The sequence below is a fragment of the Allohahella sp. A8 genome, assembly GCF_047946665.1.
In the GTDB taxonomy this organism is placed as follows: domain Bacteria; phylum Pseudomonadota; class Gammaproteobacteria; order Pseudomonadales; family Oleiphilaceae; genus Allohahella.
This window is the reverse complement of record NZ_CP172312.1, coordinates 289,750-307,320: the sequence shown is the minus strand read 5'-3', so window position 1 is coordinate 307,320 and position 17,571 is coordinate 289,750. Positions and strand designations below refer to the sequence as shown.

Here is a 17,571-nt window from a genome sequence, read left to right as displayed (position 1 = left end):
AGTTCGCTCATCTGTCACGTCGATCCCTCTGCCCCTGTCGTGGCCACGGTGGGTGACGAAGCAGCTTCAGTGATATACTCGGCGTTTTTTCATCCACAGGAGTAACGGCGCATGATGGATCAAGCCCGTGCAGTTCTGCGCGACACATATGGATATGACGATTTTCGAGGTGAGCAGGCTGCCGCCATTCAGGCCGTGCTCAAAGGGCGTGATGCCCTGGTCATCATGCCTACCGGTGGCGGAAAGTCCGTCTGCTATCAGATTCCGGCGCTGGTCCTGACTGGTACGGCTGTTATCGTTTCGCCGCTTATCGCCTTGATGGAAGATCAGGTCGCGGCGTTGAAGCTGCTCGGCATCGAAGCGGAAGTGTTGAATTCTTCCGTAGACCGGCAACAACAACAAGCTATTGAAACCCGCCTGCGCAAGGGGGAGATCAAGTTGTTATACATGGCGCCGGAGCGCCTGTTGCTGCCATACAGCCTCGACATGCTGAGCAGCATCGACATCAGCCTGTTCGCCGTGGACGAAGCGCACTGCGTTTCGCAATGGGGTCACGACTTCCGTCAGGATTACCTGGGTCTGGGTCAACTCAAGCAGCGCTTTGCGCAGGTGCCTGTGATCGCTCTGACCGCGACCGCTGATGCGCGCACCCGCGAAGACATCATCGAAAATCTGCACCTGCACTCGCCAGAACGGCTCATCGGCGGTTTCGATCGCCCCAACATCCGATACACGGTGGCCCCGAAGCAGGATGCGCGCCGTCAGCTCAAGCAGTTTTTGAGTCAGCATGAGGGCGAGGCTGGTGTCATCTATTGCATGTCGCGCAAGAAGACCGAGGAGACGGCCTCCTGGCTAAGCGGACTCGGCTATACAGCCCTCCCCTACCATGCCGGACTGCCCGCGGCCCTGAAGACAACTCATCAGCAACGCTTCCTGAGAGAAGAGGCTGTCATCATCGTGGCGACCATTGCCTTCGGCATGGGGATCGACAAGCCGGATGTCCGCTTTGTGGTCCATCTTGATCTGCCCAAGACCATCGAGTCCTATTACCAGGAGACTGGCCGAGCCGGGCGTGATGGCGAGCCAGCCGAAGCGTGGCTGGTCTACGGCCTGCAGGACGTCGTGAGACTCGGCCAGATGGTGGACAATTCATCGTTGTCACCAGAGCACAAACGCTTCGAACGCAATAAGCTGAACCAGCTGCTGGGCTGGTGTGAAGCAACCACTTGCCGACGTCATGCACTGCTCAATTATTTCGATGAAGCCTCACCAGAAGCCTGCGGAAATTGCGATGTCTGCCTGAGTCCGCCGAAAACGCTGGATGGCACAGAGGCCGCGCAGAAGCTGCTATCAACCATCTATCGAACAGGTCAGCGCTTCGGTGCAGGCCATGTAATCGATGTTCTTCGTGGCAAGGAGAGCGACAAGGTGTTCCAGAGCGAGCATCACCAGCTCAGCGTCTTCGGCATTGGAAAGGAGCGCACTGCTGCGCAGTGGCAGTCCCTGCTGAGACAGCTCATCGTGCAGGGCTACGTCTACTCGGACTCGGAACGTTTCGGTGCGCTCCGGCTTCAGGAGAAATCGCGTGCACTACTTCGTGGAGACATCACACTGAGTGTTCGCGAAGATCCGCCCGCACCGACCAGAACCGCCAAGACCACCAGCTCCGGTGGCAAGCGCGGCGTGAACGTACCGGAAGAAGAAATGGACCTGTGGGAAGCACTGAGGGCTTGCCGCTCTCGACTGGCCAGTGAGCAGAACGTGCCGCCCTACGTGGTCTTCCATGACGCTACGCTTATGCAGATGCTTGAGCTCAAGCCTGCGAGTGAGGCAGCGCTCGGCGAGATATCCGGCGTCGGCGAAGCAAAACTTCAGCGCTATGCTACGGATTTTCTGGCGACCATTGCCGCTTTCAACAATCAACCAGCACAGGAAGAAATCAGATGACAGACGAGGCACTAAGCGCGTTCAAGGCGCGTATGGCGCTGACGATGACCCAGGAAATCCAGTGGGGTGATATGGACGCATTTCGCCATGTCAACAACACGATCTACTTCCGTTATTTCGAAAACATCCGTATCCGTTACTTCGACCACACCGGGGTCAACGACTTGATGAAGCAGTCACAGATCGGCCCGATTCTCGGCTCGACCGAGTGCAAATTTCTGGCACCGCTGACTTATCCCGATGTTATTACCATCGGCACCAGCATCACCGACCGTGCTGAAAAACGCTTCACAATGAGCTATGAAATATTCAGTCATGCGCAGCAGAAAGTTGTGGCGAAAGGCAGTGGTGTGGTCGTTTACTACGATTATAACAAGAATACATCCTGCGCAATTCCGCAGACTATCGCAGACGCCATCGACGGCTGAGCCCACCTATCTTATATCAGGATTACTATGTCGCAGCTTCGCACACCCTATCCACCCATCGAGCCTTACGAGACCGGCATGATGGATGTCGGCGACGGTCACAGCATCTATTACGAGCGCTGCGGCCGGCGGGGTGGCAAGCCCGCTGTCTTCCTCCACGGTGGACCCGGTGGCGGTTGTAATGCCGAGCATCGCAGACTGTTCGACCCTGAACACTATGATGTACTGCTCTTCGACCAGCGCGGCTGTGGACGCTCAACACCGCATGCCGAGCTCGAGGCCAACACGACCTGGCATCTGGTGGACGACATTGAGCGTCTGCGCAAACTGGCCGGTGCAGAGCAGTGGCTGGTCTTTGGCGGCTCGTGGGGCTCGACACTGGCTTTGGCCTATGCGGAGAAACACCCTGAACGTGTCAGTGAGCTGATACTTCGCGGCATCTACACCCTCACGCAGCCCGAACTGGACTGGTATTACCAGTTTGGTGCTTCTGAACTGTTCCCGGACAAGTGGGCACGTTTCCAGGCGCCCGTCCCCGAAAGTGAGCGCGGCGACATGATCGCAGCCTATCGCCGTATACTGACCGGTGATGACCGAGACGCGCAGCTGGAGGCTGCTAAAGCCTGGACGATCTGGGAGGGCGAAACCATTACTCTGCTGCCAGATGAAGGTATGACCTCGGCCTTCAGTGATGGCCGGTTCGCGCTCGCCTTCGCCCGCATCGAGAATCACTACTTCAGTCATGGCGCGTGGCTGGAGGACAACCAGCTGATGCGGGATCTTCATAAGCTGCGGAATATTCCTGCTGTGCTCGTGCATGGCCGTTACGACATGCCCTGCCCGGCTCGCTATGCCTATGCCATGCATGAGGCCTGGCCCGAGGCTGACTTCCACCTCATTGAAGGCGCTGGCCACGCCTATTCCGAGCCTGGAATTCTCGACCAGCTGATCCGAGCTACCGACCGTTTCGCCCGCCAATAGCGCCATGAAACCCAGGCGCGGCCGGCGCCTGGTGCTGCGTATCATCCTGACGATAGCGGCGGTCGCGCTGGTGCTCCAGCTCGCGCCCCTGGGTGACATCGCTCGACAACTGGCCGGCGCGCAGTGGCCTTGGGTTATTGCCGCTTTGCTGCTGCAGGTTCTGCTGCGTCTCGTCACCGCCGCCAGAATGCAACTGCTCGCCCATTTCCAGCAGCTCCGCATAGGCTTCTGGATCATGCTGAAGATCGTGCTGGCCACGGCATTTTACGGGCTGTTCCTGCCTGGTGGCATCGCAGGCGGCGCAGTGACCTTTGTGAAATATCGGCAGTTTGGGGCGAGCGGCGCCGCTGCGCTGACCAACCTGTTCGTCAACAAGGCGGTGGCGGCTCTGACAATCGGGCTGCTCATATGTACGGCATGGCTGATCGATCTGTTGCCAGCAAGCGATGGCAACCTGACTTTGCCTCGACTCGCCCTGATAGCACTCGCGCTGCTTGTCCTGCTGCTGCTCCCCAGCCTGCTCAGATTAACCGTCAGCGCTTTCGGTCTTGCGCCACGACTGCAGCGTCGTTTTGCCAGCAGTAAGGGTCGCGTTGTCCAGGCGATACTGGCAGCCCTGTCACAGCTGCAGTTGGTCAGAAACCTTGGCTGGTGGCAGATCTTCTCGCTCATTCTGGCGGGCTGTACTGCACACCTCATAGCGGTGGCGGGCATGTTCTGTTTTGGTCTTGCGCTGGAGCTGACGCCAGCGTTCTCCACGGTGACGTGGATCTTTGGCGTAGTCTTTCTGCTCGCCATGTTGCCAATATCGTTCGCCAACTTTGGCGTCCGGGAGGCGAGCATGATTCTGCTACTGGCGCCATATGGCGTCGGCGCGGCTGAGGCGACAGCCTGGTCAATCCTCATGTACACCGGCCCCCTGGCCGCTGCATTGGCCGGAGCAGTAGTGGAGGCAGCCTTGCACAGGTCTCGCGATGATCGCCATGAATGCAATGTCGCTATCCGTGAACAGACCGTCGCCGATCCTGTGACAGGAGCCACCCGTAAGCAATTGCGGCAATAACTGCAAATCCGACCAGAGACCACAACGCGGTCGAAAGACTGATTCCGAGAGCGAGCAGACCTGCGAAAACAGCTGGCATCAGCGCCTTGACGATAAAGGTCGGGCGAGCCAGGCGACCCAGTGTGGCGCCGACATTGCTTGCGCCAAAGAGTTCGACAGGAACAGTGCTGCGGACCACCGTCAGCAGCCCGTTGGCGACACCATAGAACGCCGCAAACAGTAGCCCTAGGGTCCAGATGGGCGACATCAGGTTCAACAGCAGCACACTGACGAGCAGCAGCAATAAAGAAACGGCGCCAACGGTGACTGCTCTACTGGTGTTGGCAAAGCGCCATTCCACGAGGCGACCAAGGACCTGCATCGGGCCAATGGCCGCTGCCAACCAGACGGCATCCGCGCGAGCGAAGCCGCGGCTGGCCAGCGCCTCGATGAGGAATAGTGAAAGTGCTCCAAATACTGCCATCGCCGAAGCGAAGGACACCGCTAACCAGGCCAGCTGACGCTCTGCCGCCTGTATCTGCCTCGGCAGATGAGCTTCAGCTGAGGCAGCAGTAGGCCCTGAGGAGGCGGAATGCTCTGCGCTCGAATCCAGCTTCTTTGGCACCATCAGCAGATGCACCGGGACGCCTATGAACAGATGGAGCGCGGCGAAAACCAGCAACGCTTCCCGCCAGCCACCGAGTTCTATCAGCCAGTGACTGAATGGCCAGAAAACCGTACTGGCAAAACCGCCGAATAGCGTCAGGGCAGTGACTGAACGGCGAAACCGGGTTGGCAGTACCTGATGGATGACTACGAAGACGGGGTCATAGAGGCAAAGCGACATGGCGACACCAGCGACCAGCCACCCAAGAACATATAACGCGAGGCGGTCTGTGGACGCCAGTATCACGAAGGCCAGGGCCGCCAGCGCCGAGCCGAGCGCCAGAGGAAGACGGCCGCCTACCCTATCGATCCAGCGACCTACCATCGGGGCCATCAGGCCCGAAACCAGAACACTGAGCGTGAAGGCGCCAAACACCACGAATTCGCTGAAGCCCAGCGCTGCCTGCAGTGGTTTTGCCAGCACAGCCAGGCTGTAATAGAGGCTGCCCCAGCTGAGGACCAGGACCAGACCAAGTGCGATCAGCAGGTAATTGGCCCTGATCGCCGTAAGGCTCATATCGGGTGGACAGTCGGCTTCTGATGACGCGGCAACGCGACTGAAATGATGGCGGCCAGCGCCAGAAAAGCGGTGGAGATCCAGAGGCAAGCGGCAAGACCGTGTGCCTGGTACATCCAGCCAGACAGAAGCGTACCCAGCAGCCGACCGCCAGCGTTGGACATGTAGTAGAAGCCTACATCGAGCGATGCGCCTTCCTCTCTTGCATAAGAGACGATGAGATAGCTATGAAGCGAGGAATTAACGGCGAACAACGCGCCGAAGGCCAGCAGTCCGACCAGCAGCACAGTCTCGACAGGAAATCCGCTGGATAGGGTAAGAGCAATCAATGCTGGGAAGGCTGTCAGCGCTAGCGCCCAACGAAGCGCTGACCGGCCATCGGGAATTCGCCCCGCCCGCGAACCGGTGATCATCGGCGCCTGTGATTGTACGATTCCGTATGCAATAACCCAGAGCGCCAGAAAGCCGCCGACCTGCCAGAAATCCCAGTTCAGTTCACTGCTGAGATAAACAGGCAGCGCGACCACGAACCAGACGTCGCGGGCGGCAAACAGGAACAGTCTGGCAGCAGACAGGACGTTGACGCCGCGGCTCTTGGAAAGCATTTCATGAAACTTGGGTTTCCCCTTGGCCCGACCTAGATCCTTTTTCAGCCATACCAGACTGCCGATCCAGACCAGGCTGAGTGCAATAGCCATGGCCAGCACGGCGTAGCGGAATCCCAGCCACGCCAGGAGCGCGCCGCCCATGAAGAAACCCACACCTTTCAGCGCATTTTTCGAACCGGTCAGCAGTGCGATCCAACGGTACAGCGCCCCCTGCTGATCCCCTGAAATCAGCTGTTTGATGGCGCTCTTCGCACTCATCTTGTTCAGGTCCTTGGCGATACCCGAAAGCGCCTGGGCAGCCATGACCCAGACCACCGTCAGCCAGTCTGAGGGCACGACGAGCATCAAAAGCGCGACCACCTGGAGAACCAGACCGATATTCATCGTGCGGTTGAGACCTAGTCTGGCGCCGAGATAGCCGCCCACCAGGTTGGTGACAATGCCGAAAAATTCGTAGAACAGAAAGAGCGAGGCGATCTGTAGTGGCGAATACCCATGGCTGTGAAAGTGCAGCACGACCAGCATGCGCAGCGCGCCATCGGTCAGTGTAAAGGCCCAGTAGTTGCCGGTGACTATTGCATATTGACGAACTTCGTGGGATAGCCCAGACAAGCGCTTCATAACGGGACTTCCTGTGGCTTACTTCCGGTCTGCGAGTCCGACGAGCCGTGCCAGCTCTGCGGTCCGGCAGGTATAACCCCACTCGTTGTCGTACCAGGCATAAATCTTGACCTGGGTCCCGTTGATCACCATTGTGGAGAGCGCATCGATGATCGATGAGCGCGGATCGGTGCGGTAGTCGATTGATACCAGCGGACGGGCTTCGTAGCCAAGAATACCTTTCAGCTCACCTTCGGCAGCGGCCTTGAGCAGGTCATTGACCTCGGCGACAGTCGTTTGGCGTTCGACCTCAAACACGCAGTCGGTGAGCGAGGCGTTGGCGAGCGGCACGCGAACGGCATGTCCGTTGAGGCGTCCCTTCAGCTCCGGAAAGATTTCGGTGATTGCCGTGGCGGAGCCAGTAGTGGTTGGGATCAGGCTCATGCCACTGGCACGCGCCCGTCTCAGATCCTTGTGGGGCTGATCGAGAATGCTCTGGGTATTGGTCAGGTCATGAATGGTCGTGATCGAACCATGGCGGATACCCAGCGCCCCATGGATCACCTTCACGACTGGCGCAAGACAGTTGGTTGTACAGGAAGCTGCCGTGACGATCGAGTGCCTGGCGGGATCGTAAAGATGATCGTTCACCCCCATCACCACGTTGAGGACACTCGGCTCCTTCACCGGTGCACTCACCACTACCCGCTTTACGCCCTGGTCCAGATAGGCCTGCAGGACAGCCGTAGTCTTCATCTTGCCACTGGCTTCGATGACGACATCACAGTCAGACCAGTCGGTGTCTTCAATGGCCTTGTTCGCTGACACGGCTATGCGCCTGTCCGCTATAACGAGCGTGTCACCCTCGGCAGAGGCTTCGTGCTTCCAGCGACCGTGCACCGAGTCGAAATTGATCAGGTGGGCGAAGGTCGCCGCATCGGCTGCCGGATCGTTGACCTGAACGATCTTAACTTCCTGCATTTCCCAGAGTGCACGAACTGCCAGTCGTCCGATGCGACCCATGCCGTTTATGCCTACGCGTATCTTGTTTGTGCCAGCCATACCGAGTGCCTTCATGTCAGCGGTCCACAGCGGGCCGCACGTGTGGGTCGATCGCCCATCTGAGCGAGCCGGCCTGCGGTCTCCATCAGCCAGTCAGTGTTAGCCTGTCCGGTGACTTTCACCACCTCTCGCGCCCAGTCTGGCAATTGTGGATGGAGACGATAGTAGACCCACTGACCCTGCCTTCGATCCTCCAGTAGCTGACAGGCACGAAGCTGTGCCAGATGACGTGAAATCTTGGGCTGTGAAACCTCGAGTGCCTCAGTCAGTTCGCAGACGCAGAGCTCGGCTTCGCGAGCCACGAGCAGGACGATTCGAACGCGGGTTTCGTCGGCGAGACATTTGAACAGTTCCGGCGGGGATAGGTTCATAGTGCCCTTCGTTGGAATCAGCTAAAGAAGCGAGTATATTGGCAGATGATATCTGCATATATGGATATACGCAATAACGTATATTAAAAGCTTGGCTCGAAGTCCCCGGCAAAGGTATTAGCCGGTGCCAAGGAGATGTTCCACGAAGGGAGGCATGGAGCCGCGCTCGGCACAGGCAGCGCTCCGCCAGATCAGCCAGAGGTCCTTGAAGAGATCACGCCCTTCAAGTGGCAGGGCAACCAATGAACCGCATGCTACTTCTTCCGAAACAGCAGACTCGAGCACCATCGACACGCCCAGACCGGCTTTCACCGCACTTTTTACCGCCTCGGTCGAACCCAGCTGCCTCGATACCCGAGGCACGGCTGCTGCCGAACCGAAATATTTCACAAGCTGCCGCCCTGTTCCGGTCCCTGATTCACCGCCAATCAGCGATACCGACTGCAGCATCTTGCGGGTGACGAAAGCAGCATCTGACCATTCATGTTCCGGGGGCACGATGACAACGAGGGCTTCGCGGCGCCATGGCCTCGCCACGAGGCCGGGTCGCTTGTCCCACCATTCCATCAAGCCTATATCCAGCTCGCCAGTTTCCAGTTTTTCGGCTACTGCGGGATTTCGATCCAGCACAATGTCGAAGCTTTTCGACTCGTTGGATCTGAAAAAGCTCTGGAGATAAGGCTGCAGCAGATAGATGCCGATGTTGGAGCTGGCACCCACCCGGACATGGCGGCCTCGCACTGCGGCCAACGCACGCTCGTTGAGGCCAAGCAGATTCTCGGCATATGGCAAAAGTGCCCAGGCCTCACTGGTAGGTACGCAGCCACCTCGCAGACGGCGGAAAAGCGGCACACCGAGCTGCTCCTCGAGCTTCTGGATATGTAGCGAAACTGTCGGCTGGGCAATGGCAAGGCTCCCGGCGGCGCCCTGAAAGCTCCGTGAGCGAATCAACGCCAGAAAGGTTTTCAACAGGTTGAGATTAATGATCTCCATGCAGTCGATCCGGCCTCGCCATGGTCTGGATAGCATCCTGTGGCACCTCACCTCTCAGTGCCTGCAATATGTTATCGGCGGCACGCTGCTCAATCGCGCATCGCACCTTATCGACCGCCGATCCGATGTGAGCTGTAAAGAGCGTTCGCGGATGATTGAGCAAGGCCGGGTCAATTGCCATCGGTCGATCTTCCCGCGCCCAGTCTTCCATTTCAAAGACATCGGCCGCATAGCCACCGAGTCGTCCCGATTCGAGCGCCTCGATAATGGCCTGCTCGTCGACCACCGACCCACGACATGGATTGACCAGAAAGGCGCCCTTTTTCATCCAGCGAAGAGCCGAGCGGTTCACCACGTGGATCGTGTCTTTCTGCAGCGGCAAGCCGAGAATGACGACGTCGCTGACCTCGAACAGCTGTTGCGAACTGACCGGCAAGATCTTGAACCGGCGCTGCATGATCTCCGGTTGTACCTGCTGATCGCTATAGATCAAGTGACAGTGCCAGCCAGACAAGCGTTCGGCGATTGCCTGCCCTATTGCGCCGAAACCCAGTAAACCTATGGTCGAGCCCTCTATGCCGAGACCGAAGAACTCGGGCGTCCAGCCTTTGAACTCGCCACTGCGAACGAATTTGTCCGCATCGCGAATCTGCCGGGTCAGACCGATGGTCAACCCTATGGCCAGCTCTGCGGTTGGCACGGTCAACAAATCAGGAACGAAGGTGAGACACACCTCGTGCCTGGCGCAAGCTTCCACATCGAAGTTGTCATAGCCCTTCAGGGCAGCGCCAATGACCCGCAGCTGCGGGCAAGCCTGTAGAAATGCTTCGTCGACACGATCCGGCATGAAGGCCATCAGTGCATCAGCGGACTTACACCGCCGAATGATCTCGTCGCGAGGCAAGGTCTGTGATGTCTGATTGGCCACCACATCGCAGTGGCTCTGCAGCCCTGCCAGAACTTCGTCGTGCAAGCGGTGCGTAACAACCACCACCGGCCTGATTCTTTTATCTTCCATCTGACACGATCCTGTTACTTGAATTTTTTGCGCAGGTAGCCGCTCAGGCCATCGACCAGCGTGACCATGAACAGAATCACTAGCAGGATTGCACTGACTTCCTGGTACTGCATGATTCTCAATGAGCCCATGAGTTCGAAGCCGATACCACCGGCGCCAACCATGCCCATGACAGTGGAGGCCCTGAAGTTGTATTCCCAGCGATAGATCGAAACGTCGGCGAACTGCGGCATGACCTGAGGCAGGACGGCATGCCAGAGCACCTGCATTTCGCTTGCGCCCGAAGCCCTTGCTGCCTCTACCGGCGCTTCATCGACGTGCTCGATTGCTTCGGCAAAAAACTTGCCTACCATACCGATTGAGTGCAGACCAAGGGCGAGCACACCCGGGAGCGCACCGAAGCCGACTGCGGCAACAAAAATGATGCCCATGATGAGTTCAGGTATGGATCGCAAGGCGTTAAGCGTTGTTCTTGCGAGGTGGTAGATCACCGGATGAGGTGACGTGTTTCTGGCTGCGAGAAAGGCCAGCGGAAATGAAAACATCACAGCTAGTGCAGTCCCCGCTATGCTCATTGCCAGGGTATCGATCAGCGGTGCTACCCAATCGGCTGCATTGGTGAACTGCGGCGGAAACGATTCTGCCATGAGCGTGAGAATGGCCGGGATGCCATCGACCAGCAGTTCGCCGTCCAGAAGATTCACATGCCAGGCGGCTATCAGGATGACGAGCAGGACGCCGGCGACCTGCAGGCTGGCCCGCTGCCAATGGCGGCGATAGGCTGCGGAAGCAGCCTCCGCCTGTATCGTTGTGTCAGTCAGGAGCTGATTCATCACCGACCTCAGAGTTTGGCGAAGTCGAGCTTCAGAATGCTGCCCATTTCGCGAATCACATCATATTCCTGATCGGAGATGGCCGTAAAACCCTCAGCCTTGAAGCCTTTGAGCACATCTGGATCTTTCAGGTTCAAAAAGGCACCAGTGATCTTCTGCTTCAGCTCAGGCTTGAGATTGGAGCGCATGGTCCACGGGAACTGTGGGTATTCCTTGCTGTATCCAAGCACCTTCACTTTGGAAGCGTCGACAAGCCCGCGATCGAGCAGATAGCCCCATATATTTTCACTCAGGCCACCAGCATCTGCGTTGCCGTTCGCCACTGATACGGCGACAGCATCGTGGGAGCCGACGAAGTGCGCTTCGTAGTCTTCACCTGCCACAAGGTTTTTTTCAGCAAGCATGGTCTTGGGGATGAGATGGCTCGAAGTAGAGACCCGGTCGCCATAGGCCATTTTCCTGCCTTTGATATCTTCCAGGCTATCGATGCCACTTTCAGCATTGGCAATCACGACTGAGCGATAGGTGGCCTTGCCGTCCATTACCATGGCAGCAAAAGGCTCAATGTCACTCTTGCTCTTGGCCAGAACGTACGAGAGCGGCCCGAAGTAGGCCAGATCAATGCGTCCGAAGCGCATGGCTTCGATCATGGAGGAGTAGTCGGTGGTTACAATGAGTTCGACGTCCTTGCCAAGCGCCTTTTCCAGATAGTCCTTCAGCGGCTTGTTTCTCTTGATCAGTTCCGATGCGTTTTCATCAGGTAGTAACGCCACCTTCAGTGTGTCAGGATCTGGATCAGCATCGGCAGCGTGAACAAGGCCGGCTGCGAGTAGCAGGCAGGCCGAAACAATGAGCATCAGGCGGGAAATCAGGGTTTTCATACGACCATCTCCGTCGGTGTGTTAAGGGATTTTTCGGGTTCAGGATTTCTGGGTTTTGGTTTGGGGCAGTGCTTGACGTTGCGGTAGATCCGCTCGAGCGCCTGCTCCGTCATCTCATTTGGGGCACCATCGAAGACCACAGAGGCGTTGGCGAGGCCAATAATGCGGTCTGCGAAACGGCGGGCATATTCAAGCTGGTGAAGCGATACCACGGCGGTGATGCCGTCTTCGCGGCACACGGTCTGGAGCAGAGTCAGGACCTTTTCAGACGTCTCGGGGTCGAGGCTTGCGACAGGCTCGTCGGCCAGTATCATCTCGGGCTGCTGTGCCAGTGCACGTGCAATACCGACCCGCTGACGCTGACCACCGGAAAGTTGATCGACCCTGGTGAACAGCTTGTCGCCAAGGCCCACCCGCTCCAGTGACTGCACAGCTATACCGATATCTTCCTGCGGCAGCGGCAGCAGACTGCGCCAGAAGCCGTGGTAAGCCATGCGGCCCATCAGGACATTCTGCATTGCGGAGTGCCGCTCGATTAACTGGTGATGCTGAAAAACCATGGCAGTGGATCGACGGTGAGCCCGCAAGATGCTGGCCTTGTCAAGGTTGCCATGCCGCGCCGACTCGATTCGACCGGTCGTCGGCACGACCAGGTGATTGATGCAGCGCAGAAGTGTCGATTTTCCAGCGCCGGATAAACCAAGCAGAACCGTGAATTCGCCTCGATGCATGGACAGCTGTGTGGCTCGCAGGGCCACCACATCGCCTGGATAAGTCACGCCGAGATCATGCACATGCAGCATGGCCTCGGAAGATCTGTTGCTCGTCATCACATCACCTTTTGCAATTCTGTCGCGAGTTACATTACAGAACGCAATGGTGAAGGCGGACCTTTACAGTCGGGTTGACTATTTGTGACAGTTTCTTGAATGCTGAGCGAAGAAGATTGCCTACGCCTGCACTTCATTCGCACAGCCTTCTCCGCGCTGAAGGTCTGCAAGATTCTGCAAGGTGATGGCGGCAATACTGCTCATGGCTTCTTCGGTAAAGAACGCCTGATGGGCCGTGATCAGAACGTTGGGAAAGGTCAGCAGACGCATGAACTCATCGTCCTGGATCAGCGTGGCCGAATGATCTGCAAAAAAGAGTTCGGCCTCTTCCTCATAAACGTCCAGCGCAACACTGCCGATGCGTCCCTGCTTGAGCGCCTGTATCAGAGCGGTGGTATCAACCAGTGCGCCACGGCTGGTGTTGACCAGCATGAGGGTCGATTTGGTCATCCGGAAGGTATCGGCGTCGATGAGATGACTGGTGTGCTGATTGAGCGGGCAATGCAGGCTCAGGATATCGCTTTGGGCAAAGACTTCCTCAATGCTGGCATAGCCACTGCCCTTGCTTTCCAGCTCATGCTGCAAGACCAAATCGGGATACGGATCGACCGCCAGCACACGACAGCCAAAACCAAGCATGATTCTCGCAAAGATGGCTCCGATCTTGCCGGTACCCACCACCCCCACCGTCTTCCCATGAAGATCGAACCCCATGAGCCCGTCTAGCTTGAAGTTGCCGTCCCTTACCCGATTATAGGCTCGCGGAATTCTCCGGTTCAGGGCCAGTATCAGCGCGACCGCGTGCTCCGCGACAGCAAAAGGCGAGTACTCAGGCACACGCACGACCTTCATGTCCAAGTTCTTGGCCGTTGGCAGGTCGACATTGTTGAAACCGGCGCAGCGCAGGGCCACGAAACGCACGCCGAGCGTTGAGAGGACTTCGAGGGTTGCTGGATCGAGCGTGTCGTTCACGAACACGCACACCGCTTCCGCACCGGCAGCGAGTGCAGCCGTTTTCTGATTCAGATGTGTTTCAAACCACACCAGCTCATGTCCGTGGGCAGCATTCAGCTTGTCGAAGAAGCTGCGGTCGTAAGTCTGTGTGCTGAAGAAAGCAACGCGCATCATCAGTGCTCCCGGGCATGACCAGAAGTCTCATCATACGGCCGTCGCTTTCCGCATGACAGCCTCGCTGAGCGATTTTTCCGTCTACGGCGTACCTAGCGAAGATGTGCACCTGAACGCAGGTGGTAAAAACAACAAGGAGTAGGCTAATGGCAGATATCTTCGAAGCACTGAAGAATGATCACAAAGTCGCCAAGGACATCATGAAGGTGCTGGAAAGCACCGAAGGCGCCTCGAAGGAGCGGCAAGAAAATTATGTCAAGCTGGTGAAGGAGTTGCTCGCACACGCCAAGGCTGAAGAGCGTACGCTCTATCACGCCATGCTGGGCTCAGCCGAAAGTCAGGATGAAGCCACGCACAGCATAAGCGAACATAAGGATATGGAAGACGCCATGAAAGAGGTGTCGGCTACGGAGATGTCTTCTTCACAGTGGCTACCGAAATTCCGCGAACTCAAGGAACTGGTCGAACACCATGTGAAAGAAGAAGAACAGGAGATCTTCCAGGCTGCCCGGGACGTGCTGTCGACCAGCAAACAGAACGAACTCGGCGCGCTGTACGAGAAGGAAAAAGCGGTTGAAGACAAGAAGGATCGATCAGACTTCCTGCCCTGAGGTTTCGCCTTTTCCCCTGCGGACGACAAGCGTGCCAGCCAGCTTGTCGTGCCAGCCCTGTTTGCGCCGATCGCTGCCGACGGCGAAGAAGCCCAGGCAGAACGGCAGCAACGAAACGTAGTAGGCCAGGTACCGCTTGATCAATTGCCACTTACTTGGACGGCCACCGGTTTCAGCATCGACGATTTCGATGTTCAACCAGAGCTTGCCCGGCGTTGCCGATTTGTAGATCCAGAACAGGATGACCAGTATGGCTGGCGCGACGTAGGATATGAGCACGTCTGCAGGGCCATAGATGAAGGCCTCACCTCGCCAATAGCCTCTGCCGTAGATGAAAGTAAGCAGTGGGGCTATGATGATCAGGACCAGGACGGAGTCTATCAGTGCGGCACCTGCACGAATCCAGAAGCCGGCGTACTGTGTTTCGCGCATATCATGTCCTTTAACAGATCAATCCTGAAGTGGCTAAGGTAGCAATGACCAACGCCTGCGTCCACGTGATCTATCCTTAGCTTGAACAACCGCGACTGCTTACAGAGCGACCCGGTCAGCAACAGAGGATTTTGCGACATGGCAGACGACATTTTTCAGGCCGTGATCAGGGACCACGCAGCGATCAGAGCCTTGATGACCGCCGTGGACGAATGTAAACACGATAACCACCGCCGCTCGCCAGCTTTCATAGCCCTCGGCAAGGCGCTCATTGCGCATGCCAAGGCTGAAGAGCGCTCGCTATACGACTCCATGCTTGGCGAAAGTCCTTCACACGATGAGAGCGAGCACATTGCCGAACATGATGCCATTGTCGACCTGATCAAGGTATTGGGCGGGAAAGGCGAAGCGCCTACTGACTGGGCCGGCACGTTCCAGCAACTGCAGACTCTGGTGAATCGGCATCTTGACGAAGAGGAGAATGAACTCTTTCCGGTTGGTCAGCTCATGCTATCGTCTGAGCAGAAGGCCAGGCTCGGCGCCTTGTACCGGCAGGCAAAAGCCGATGAAGATAGTAAGGATCGGAGTGACCTACTGGTTCTCTAACCGATCGTGAAGCATGTCTCAGATGCAGCAAACCGCCTCAATCCGACGATGACAAGGCCTCGACTGAACTTTACTTTGGACGCTCGGAAGCCCCGTTGGGGCTTGAAGCCCGTGTAACCAGAAAAAGTCAGGACCTCGAAATGTCATATAAAAAAATAACTATTGCCCTTACCTTCGCTACGCTCACCCCATTCGCAACTGCAGAAGTTGCTACCGGTCAATACGCCCTTATCGCCAAACACAGCAATCTCGCACTGGACGTTGCTGGCGCCAGCTCGGCTGACGGCGCTGATGCCATCCAGTGGGATTACAGGGGTGCCAGAAACCAGCACTTCAAGGTCGAGAACCTTGGTAATGGCTATTACACCATTCATGCCGTGCACAGTGGCAAGTCCCTCGACGTATTCGAGTTCAGCACAGCTGCGGGCGGTGATATCCGTCAGTGGTCTTCCACCGGCAACTACAATCAGCAGTGGCAGATCAGGGCAGCTGGCGATGGCTACTACACCGTAGTTTCGCGTCACAGCGGCATGGCGCTCGATGTCTGGGGCTGGAACAAGACAGCAGGCGCTGATGTGCGTCAATGGCCGCTTCTTGGCGGAGACAACCAGAAGTGGTACTTCCGCCCTGTGACCACAGACGGCAGCACAGGACAGCCACCGACGACCTTGCCGAACCGCGGTTCCAACTGCAAGTCGACTGGCAGCCAGACTGTTGCGGAGACTATTCGTGTGAACGGTGGCGTTTTCGACGGCAAGTGCAAAACCTTCAACCCGACTTCAGCCCTGGGCGATGGCAGCCAGAATGAAAGCCAGAAGCCGGTGTTCCGGCTGGAAAATGGCGCCACGTTGAAGAACGTTATCATTGGCAACAATGGCGCCGATGGTATTCACGTCTACAACGGCGCCACAGTCGAAAACGTGCGCTGGACCAACGTCGGTGAAGACGCGCTGACCATCAAATCGAGCGGGGGTAAGGTCGTGCTGAGGAACATCGAAGCCTACGACGGCAGTGACAAGTTCCTGCAGGCCAACGCGGCCAGCACGATCAGCGTGAGCGCCTGCAAGGTTGACAGCATGGGCAAGTTCATTCGTCAGAACGGCGGCACCACGTTCCCGATTTCCATCACGGTCGACAACTGCAGCATCTCGAACCTGAAGGAAGGTATCTTCAGAACCGACAGCCCTGTTTCCACGGCGCGCATCACCAATAGCACACTCGACAATGCCGGTTCGATCTGTATCGGCAAGTGGAAGAGCTGTACAAGCGCCAATATCAGCGGCCAGTAAGCGACGTTTTCACGGCGTCCGGGTCTTCGTCGAGCCCCTCCGGCTCGACTGCCCCGCTGTGCTGCAGGTGTCTCGTGACCATGTAGCACAGCAGCGCCCAGAAGGCACCAGCCATCCAGCCCGCCAGCACATCGGTGGGCCAATGTACGCCCATATATACCCGACTTATACCAATCATCATGGTCAGCACCATCGCAACAGCGAGCAGATAGATTTTGACCTTGCGGTTCTGTTGCACCCGCGCCAGCAGACTGGCCAGCGACAGGTACACCACGGCCGACATCATCGAGTGCCCGCTGGGGAAACTCGTGGTGTAAACGTAGCTCTCATGGGGCACCAACTCTGGCCTCGGCCGGTCGAAGCCCATTTTCATCAACAGACTCAGTGCGATGCCACTACCGATGGTCACGAGCACTACCAGCGCCACCTTGCCTTTTCTCTGAAGCACGAGAAAACCGGCCACGACCAGCGTGAGGAATGTCAGCACGCCCACCCCACCAAGTCCGGTAATGTCCCGCATGAGCTCTTCAACCCAGTGTGGTCCAACTGGATCCGATGGATCTGATGCCGTCCGCATCGACATCAGCAGCTGCTCATCCAGGGCATGACTGTCACCACCGACAACCTCACCGGTGACCCAGATAAATGTCCAGGCTATCCCCGCCAGTACGAACAAGGTCAGCAGCATTGAAAGCTCCTGTCGCCTGATCAACGCCCATGCCTGCCTC

19 protein-coding genes are annotated in these 17,571 nt (G+C 57.4%); 7 read left to right on the top strand and 12 right to left on the bottom strand.

Translation table 11 applies throughout. The annotated features are described in order from the left end of the window. Positions 1–111 precede the first annotated feature (111 nt). From recQ to ACH3PB_RS01400, 4 genes are read left to right on the top strand one after another with little or no spacing between them, the layout of a single operon-like run. Entirely contained in the window at positions 112–1,947 is a 1,836-nt protein-coding gene (gene recQ, locus ACH3PB_RS01415; RefSeq protein WP_416397693.1) for a DNA helicase RecQ, read from the top strand. Next, on the top strand, positions 1,944–2,375 hold the full coding sequence (locus ACH3PB_RS01410) for an acyl-CoA thioesterase (RefSeq protein WP_416397692.1): 432 nt from the start codon (positions 1,944–1,946) through the stop codon (positions 2,373–2,375). The genes recQ and ACH3PB_RS01410 overlap by 4 nt, the downstream gene beginning before the upstream one ends. A gap of 27 nt (positions 2,376–2,402) precedes the next feature. Beyond that, complete coding sequence (gene pip, locus ACH3PB_RS01405) at positions 2,403–3,356, top strand: prolyl aminopeptidase (protein ID WP_416397691.1); 954 nt, start codon at positions 2,403–2,405, stop codon at positions 3,354–3,356. A gap of 4 nt (positions 3,357–3,360) precedes the next feature. Then, the gene (locus ACH3PB_RS01400; RefSeq protein ID WP_416397690.1) at positions 3,361–4,419 is read left to right on the top strand and encodes a lysylphosphatidylglycerol synthase transmembrane domain-containing protein; all 1,059 of its coding nucleotides are present in this window, start codon (positions 3,361–3,363) and stop codon (positions 4,417–4,419) included. Here ACH3PB_RS01400 and ACH3PB_RS01395 read toward each other — a convergent pair. From ACH3PB_RS01395 to ACH3PB_RS01350, 10 genes are all read right to left on the bottom strand, one after another. Next, positions 4,355–5,581: an MFS transporter gene (locus ACH3PB_RS01395; protein ID WP_416397689.1), complete on the bottom strand. Its 1,227-nt coding sequence runs from the start codon at positions 5,579–5,581 to the stop codon at positions 4,355–4,357. The two genes, ACH3PB_RS01400 and ACH3PB_RS01395, sit on opposite strands and share 65 nt — an antisense overlap. Then, a complete protein-coding gene (gene arsJ, locus ACH3PB_RS01390; protein ID WP_416397688.1) occupies positions 5,578–6,810 on the bottom strand; it encodes an organoarsenical effux MFS transporter ArsJ in 1,233 nt (410 codons plus the stop codon). The genes ACH3PB_RS01395 and arsJ overlap by 4 nt, the downstream gene beginning before the upstream one ends. 18 nt (positions 6,811–6,828) lie before the next feature. Next, the gene (locus ACH3PB_RS01385) at positions 6,829–7,866 is read right to left on the bottom strand and encodes an ArsJ-associated glyceraldehyde-3-phosphate dehydrogenase (RefSeq protein WP_416397687.1); all 1,038 of its coding nucleotides are present in this window, start codon (positions 7,864–7,866) and stop codon (positions 6,829–6,831) included. Next, positions 7,863–8,222, bottom strand: coding sequence for a metalloregulator ArsR/SmtB family transcription factor (locus ACH3PB_RS01380; RefSeq protein ID WP_416397686.1), 360 nt, complete (start codon positions 8,220–8,222; stop codon positions 7,863–7,865). Before ACH3PB_RS01380 ends, ACH3PB_RS01385 begins: the two co-directional genes overlap by 4 nt. A 117-nt stretch (positions 8,223–8,339) precedes the next feature. After that, a complete protein-coding gene (locus tag ACH3PB_RS01375) occupies positions 8,340–9,209 on the bottom strand; it encodes a LysR family transcriptional regulator (protein ID WP_416399504.1) in 870 nt (289 codons plus the stop codon). Continuing rightward, positions 9,202–10,218 (bottom strand): phosphonate dehydrogenase, encoded by a 1,017-nt coding sequence (locus ACH3PB_RS01370; RefSeq protein ID WP_416399503.1) that lies wholly within the window; start codon positions 10,216–10,218, stop codon positions 9,202–9,204. The genes ACH3PB_RS01375 and ACH3PB_RS01370 overlap by 8 nt, the downstream gene beginning before the upstream one ends. 29 nt (positions 10,219–10,247) lie before the next feature. Continuing rightward, a complete protein-coding gene (gene phnE / locus ACH3PB_RS01365) occupies positions 10,248–11,066 on the bottom strand; it encodes a phosphonate ABC transporter, permease protein PhnE (protein WP_416397685.1) in 819 nt (272 codons plus the stop codon). Between the two features lie 8 nt (positions 11,067–11,074). Beyond that, complete coding sequence (gene phnD, locus ACH3PB_RS01360) at positions 11,075–11,935, bottom strand: phosphate/phosphite/phosphonate ABC transporter substrate-binding protein (protein WP_416399502.1); 861 nt, start codon at positions 11,933–11,935, stop codon at positions 11,075–11,077. Between the two features lie 8 nt (positions 11,936–11,943). Further along, entirely contained in the window at positions 11,944–12,777 is an 834-nt protein-coding gene (gene phnC / locus ACH3PB_RS01355; RefSeq protein WP_416397684.1) for a phosphonate ABC transporter ATP-binding protein, read from the bottom strand. Positions 12,778–12,897: 120 nt separating this feature from the next. Further along, on the bottom strand, positions 12,898–13,905 hold the full coding sequence (locus tag ACH3PB_RS01350) for a 2-hydroxyacid dehydrogenase (RefSeq protein WP_416397683.1): 1,008 nt from the start codon (positions 13,903–13,905) through the stop codon (positions 12,898–12,900). A gap of 146 nt (positions 13,906–14,051) precedes the next feature. Between ACH3PB_RS01350 and ACH3PB_RS01345 the strand changes: the two genes are divergently transcribed. Continuing rightward, on the top strand, positions 14,052–14,516 hold the full coding sequence (locus ACH3PB_RS01345; protein ID WP_416397682.1) for a hemerythrin domain-containing protein: 465 nt from the start codon (positions 14,052–14,054) through the stop codon (positions 14,514–14,516). On the opposite strand, the gene ACH3PB_RS01340 is transcribed toward ACH3PB_RS01345, so the two are convergent. Then, positions 14,499–14,948: an RDD family protein gene (locus ACH3PB_RS01340; RefSeq protein ID WP_416397681.1), complete on the bottom strand. Its 450-nt coding sequence runs from the start codon at positions 14,946–14,948 to the stop codon at positions 14,499–14,501. The genes ACH3PB_RS01345 and ACH3PB_RS01340 overlap by 18 nt on opposite strands. Positions 14,949–15,086: 138 nt before the next feature. Here ACH3PB_RS01340 and ACH3PB_RS01335 point away from each other — a divergent pair, with 138 nt between their 5' ends. After that, positions 15,087–15,554, top strand: a complete 468-nt coding sequence (locus tag ACH3PB_RS01335; protein ID WP_416397680.1) for a hemerythrin domain-containing protein — start codon at positions 15,087–15,089, stop codon at positions 15,552–15,554. A gap of 140 nt (positions 15,555–15,694) precedes the next feature. Beyond that, the gene (locus ACH3PB_RS01330) at positions 15,695–16,843 is read left to right on the top strand and encodes an RICIN domain-containing protein (RefSeq protein ID WP_416397678.1); all 1,149 of its coding nucleotides are present in this window, start codon (positions 15,695–15,697) and stop codon (positions 16,841–16,843) included. Here ACH3PB_RS01330 and ACH3PB_RS01325 read toward each other — a convergent pair. After that, the gene (locus tag ACH3PB_RS01325; protein ID WP_416397677.1) at positions 16,830–17,531 is read right to left on the bottom strand and encodes a phosphatase PAP2 family protein; all 702 of its coding nucleotides are present in this window, start codon (positions 17,529–17,531) and stop codon (positions 16,830–16,832) included. The two genes, ACH3PB_RS01330 and ACH3PB_RS01325, sit on opposite strands and share 14 nt — an antisense overlap. Positions 17,532–17,571: the final 40 nt, after the last annotated feature.

What these genes read in the sequence shown, in the direction of transcription:
- recQ (WP_416397693.1), top strand. Translation starts at nt 112, where the DNA reads ATGATGGATCAAGCCCGTGCAGTTCTGCGCGACACATATGGATATGAC.
- ACH3PB_RS01410 (WP_416397692.1), top strand. Translation starts at nt 1,944, where the DNA reads ATGACAGACGAGGCACTAAGCGCGTTCAAGGCGCGTATGGCGCTGACG.
- pip (WP_416397691.1), top strand. Translation starts at nt 2,403, where the DNA reads ATGTCGCAGCTTCGCACACCCTATCCACCCATCGAGCCTTACGAGACC.
- ACH3PB_RS01400 (WP_416397690.1), top strand. Translation starts at nt 3,361, where the DNA reads ATGAAACCCAGGCGCGGCCGGCGCCTGGTGCTGCGTATCATCCTGACG.
- ACH3PB_RS01395 (WP_416397689.1), bottom strand. Translation starts at nt 5,581, where the DNA reads ATGAGCCTTACGGCGATCAGGGCCAATTACCTGCTGATCGCACTTGGT.
- arsJ (WP_416397688.1), bottom strand. Translation starts at nt 6,810, where the DNA reads ATGAAGCGCTTGTCTGGGCTATCCCACGAAGTTCGTCAATATGCAATA.
- ACH3PB_RS01385 (WP_416397687.1), bottom strand. Translation starts at nt 7,866, where the DNA reads ATGAAGGCACTCGGTATGGCTGGCACAAACAAGATACGCGTAGGCATA.
- ACH3PB_RS01380 (WP_416397686.1), bottom strand. Translation starts at nt 8,222, where the DNA reads ATGAACCTATCCCCGCCGGAACTGTTCAAATGTCTCGCCGACGAAACC.
- phnE (WP_416397685.1), bottom strand. Translation starts at nt 11,066, where the DNA reads ATGAATCAGCTCCTGACTGACACAACGATACAGGCGGAGGCTGCTTCC.
- phnC (WP_416397684.1), bottom strand. Translation starts at nt 12,777, where the DNA reads ATGACGAGCAACAGATCTTCCGAGGCCATGCTGCATGTGCATGATCTC.
- ACH3PB_RS01350 (WP_416397683.1), bottom strand. Translation starts at nt 13,905, where the DNA reads ATGATGCGCGTTGCTTTCTTCAGCACACAGACTTACGACCGCAGCTTC.
- ACH3PB_RS01345 (WP_416397682.1), top strand. Translation starts at nt 14,052, where the DNA reads ATGGCAGATATCTTCGAAGCACTGAAGAATGATCACAAAGTCGCCAAG.
- ACH3PB_RS01340 (WP_416397681.1), bottom strand. Translation starts at nt 14,948, where the DNA reads ATGCGCGAAACACAGTACGCCGGCTTCTGGATTCGTGCAGGTGCCGCA.
- ACH3PB_RS01335 (WP_416397680.1), top strand. Translation starts at nt 15,087, where the DNA reads ATGGCAGACGACATTTTTCAGGCCGTGATCAGGGACCACGCAGCGATC.
- ACH3PB_RS01330 (WP_416397678.1), top strand. Translation starts at nt 15,695, where the DNA reads ATGTCATATAAAAAAATAACTATTGCCCTTACCTTCGCTACGCTCACC.
- ACH3PB_RS01325 (WP_416397677.1), bottom strand. Translation starts at nt 17,531, where the DNA reads ATGCTGCTGACCTTGTTCGTACTGGCGGGGATAGCCTGGACATTTATC.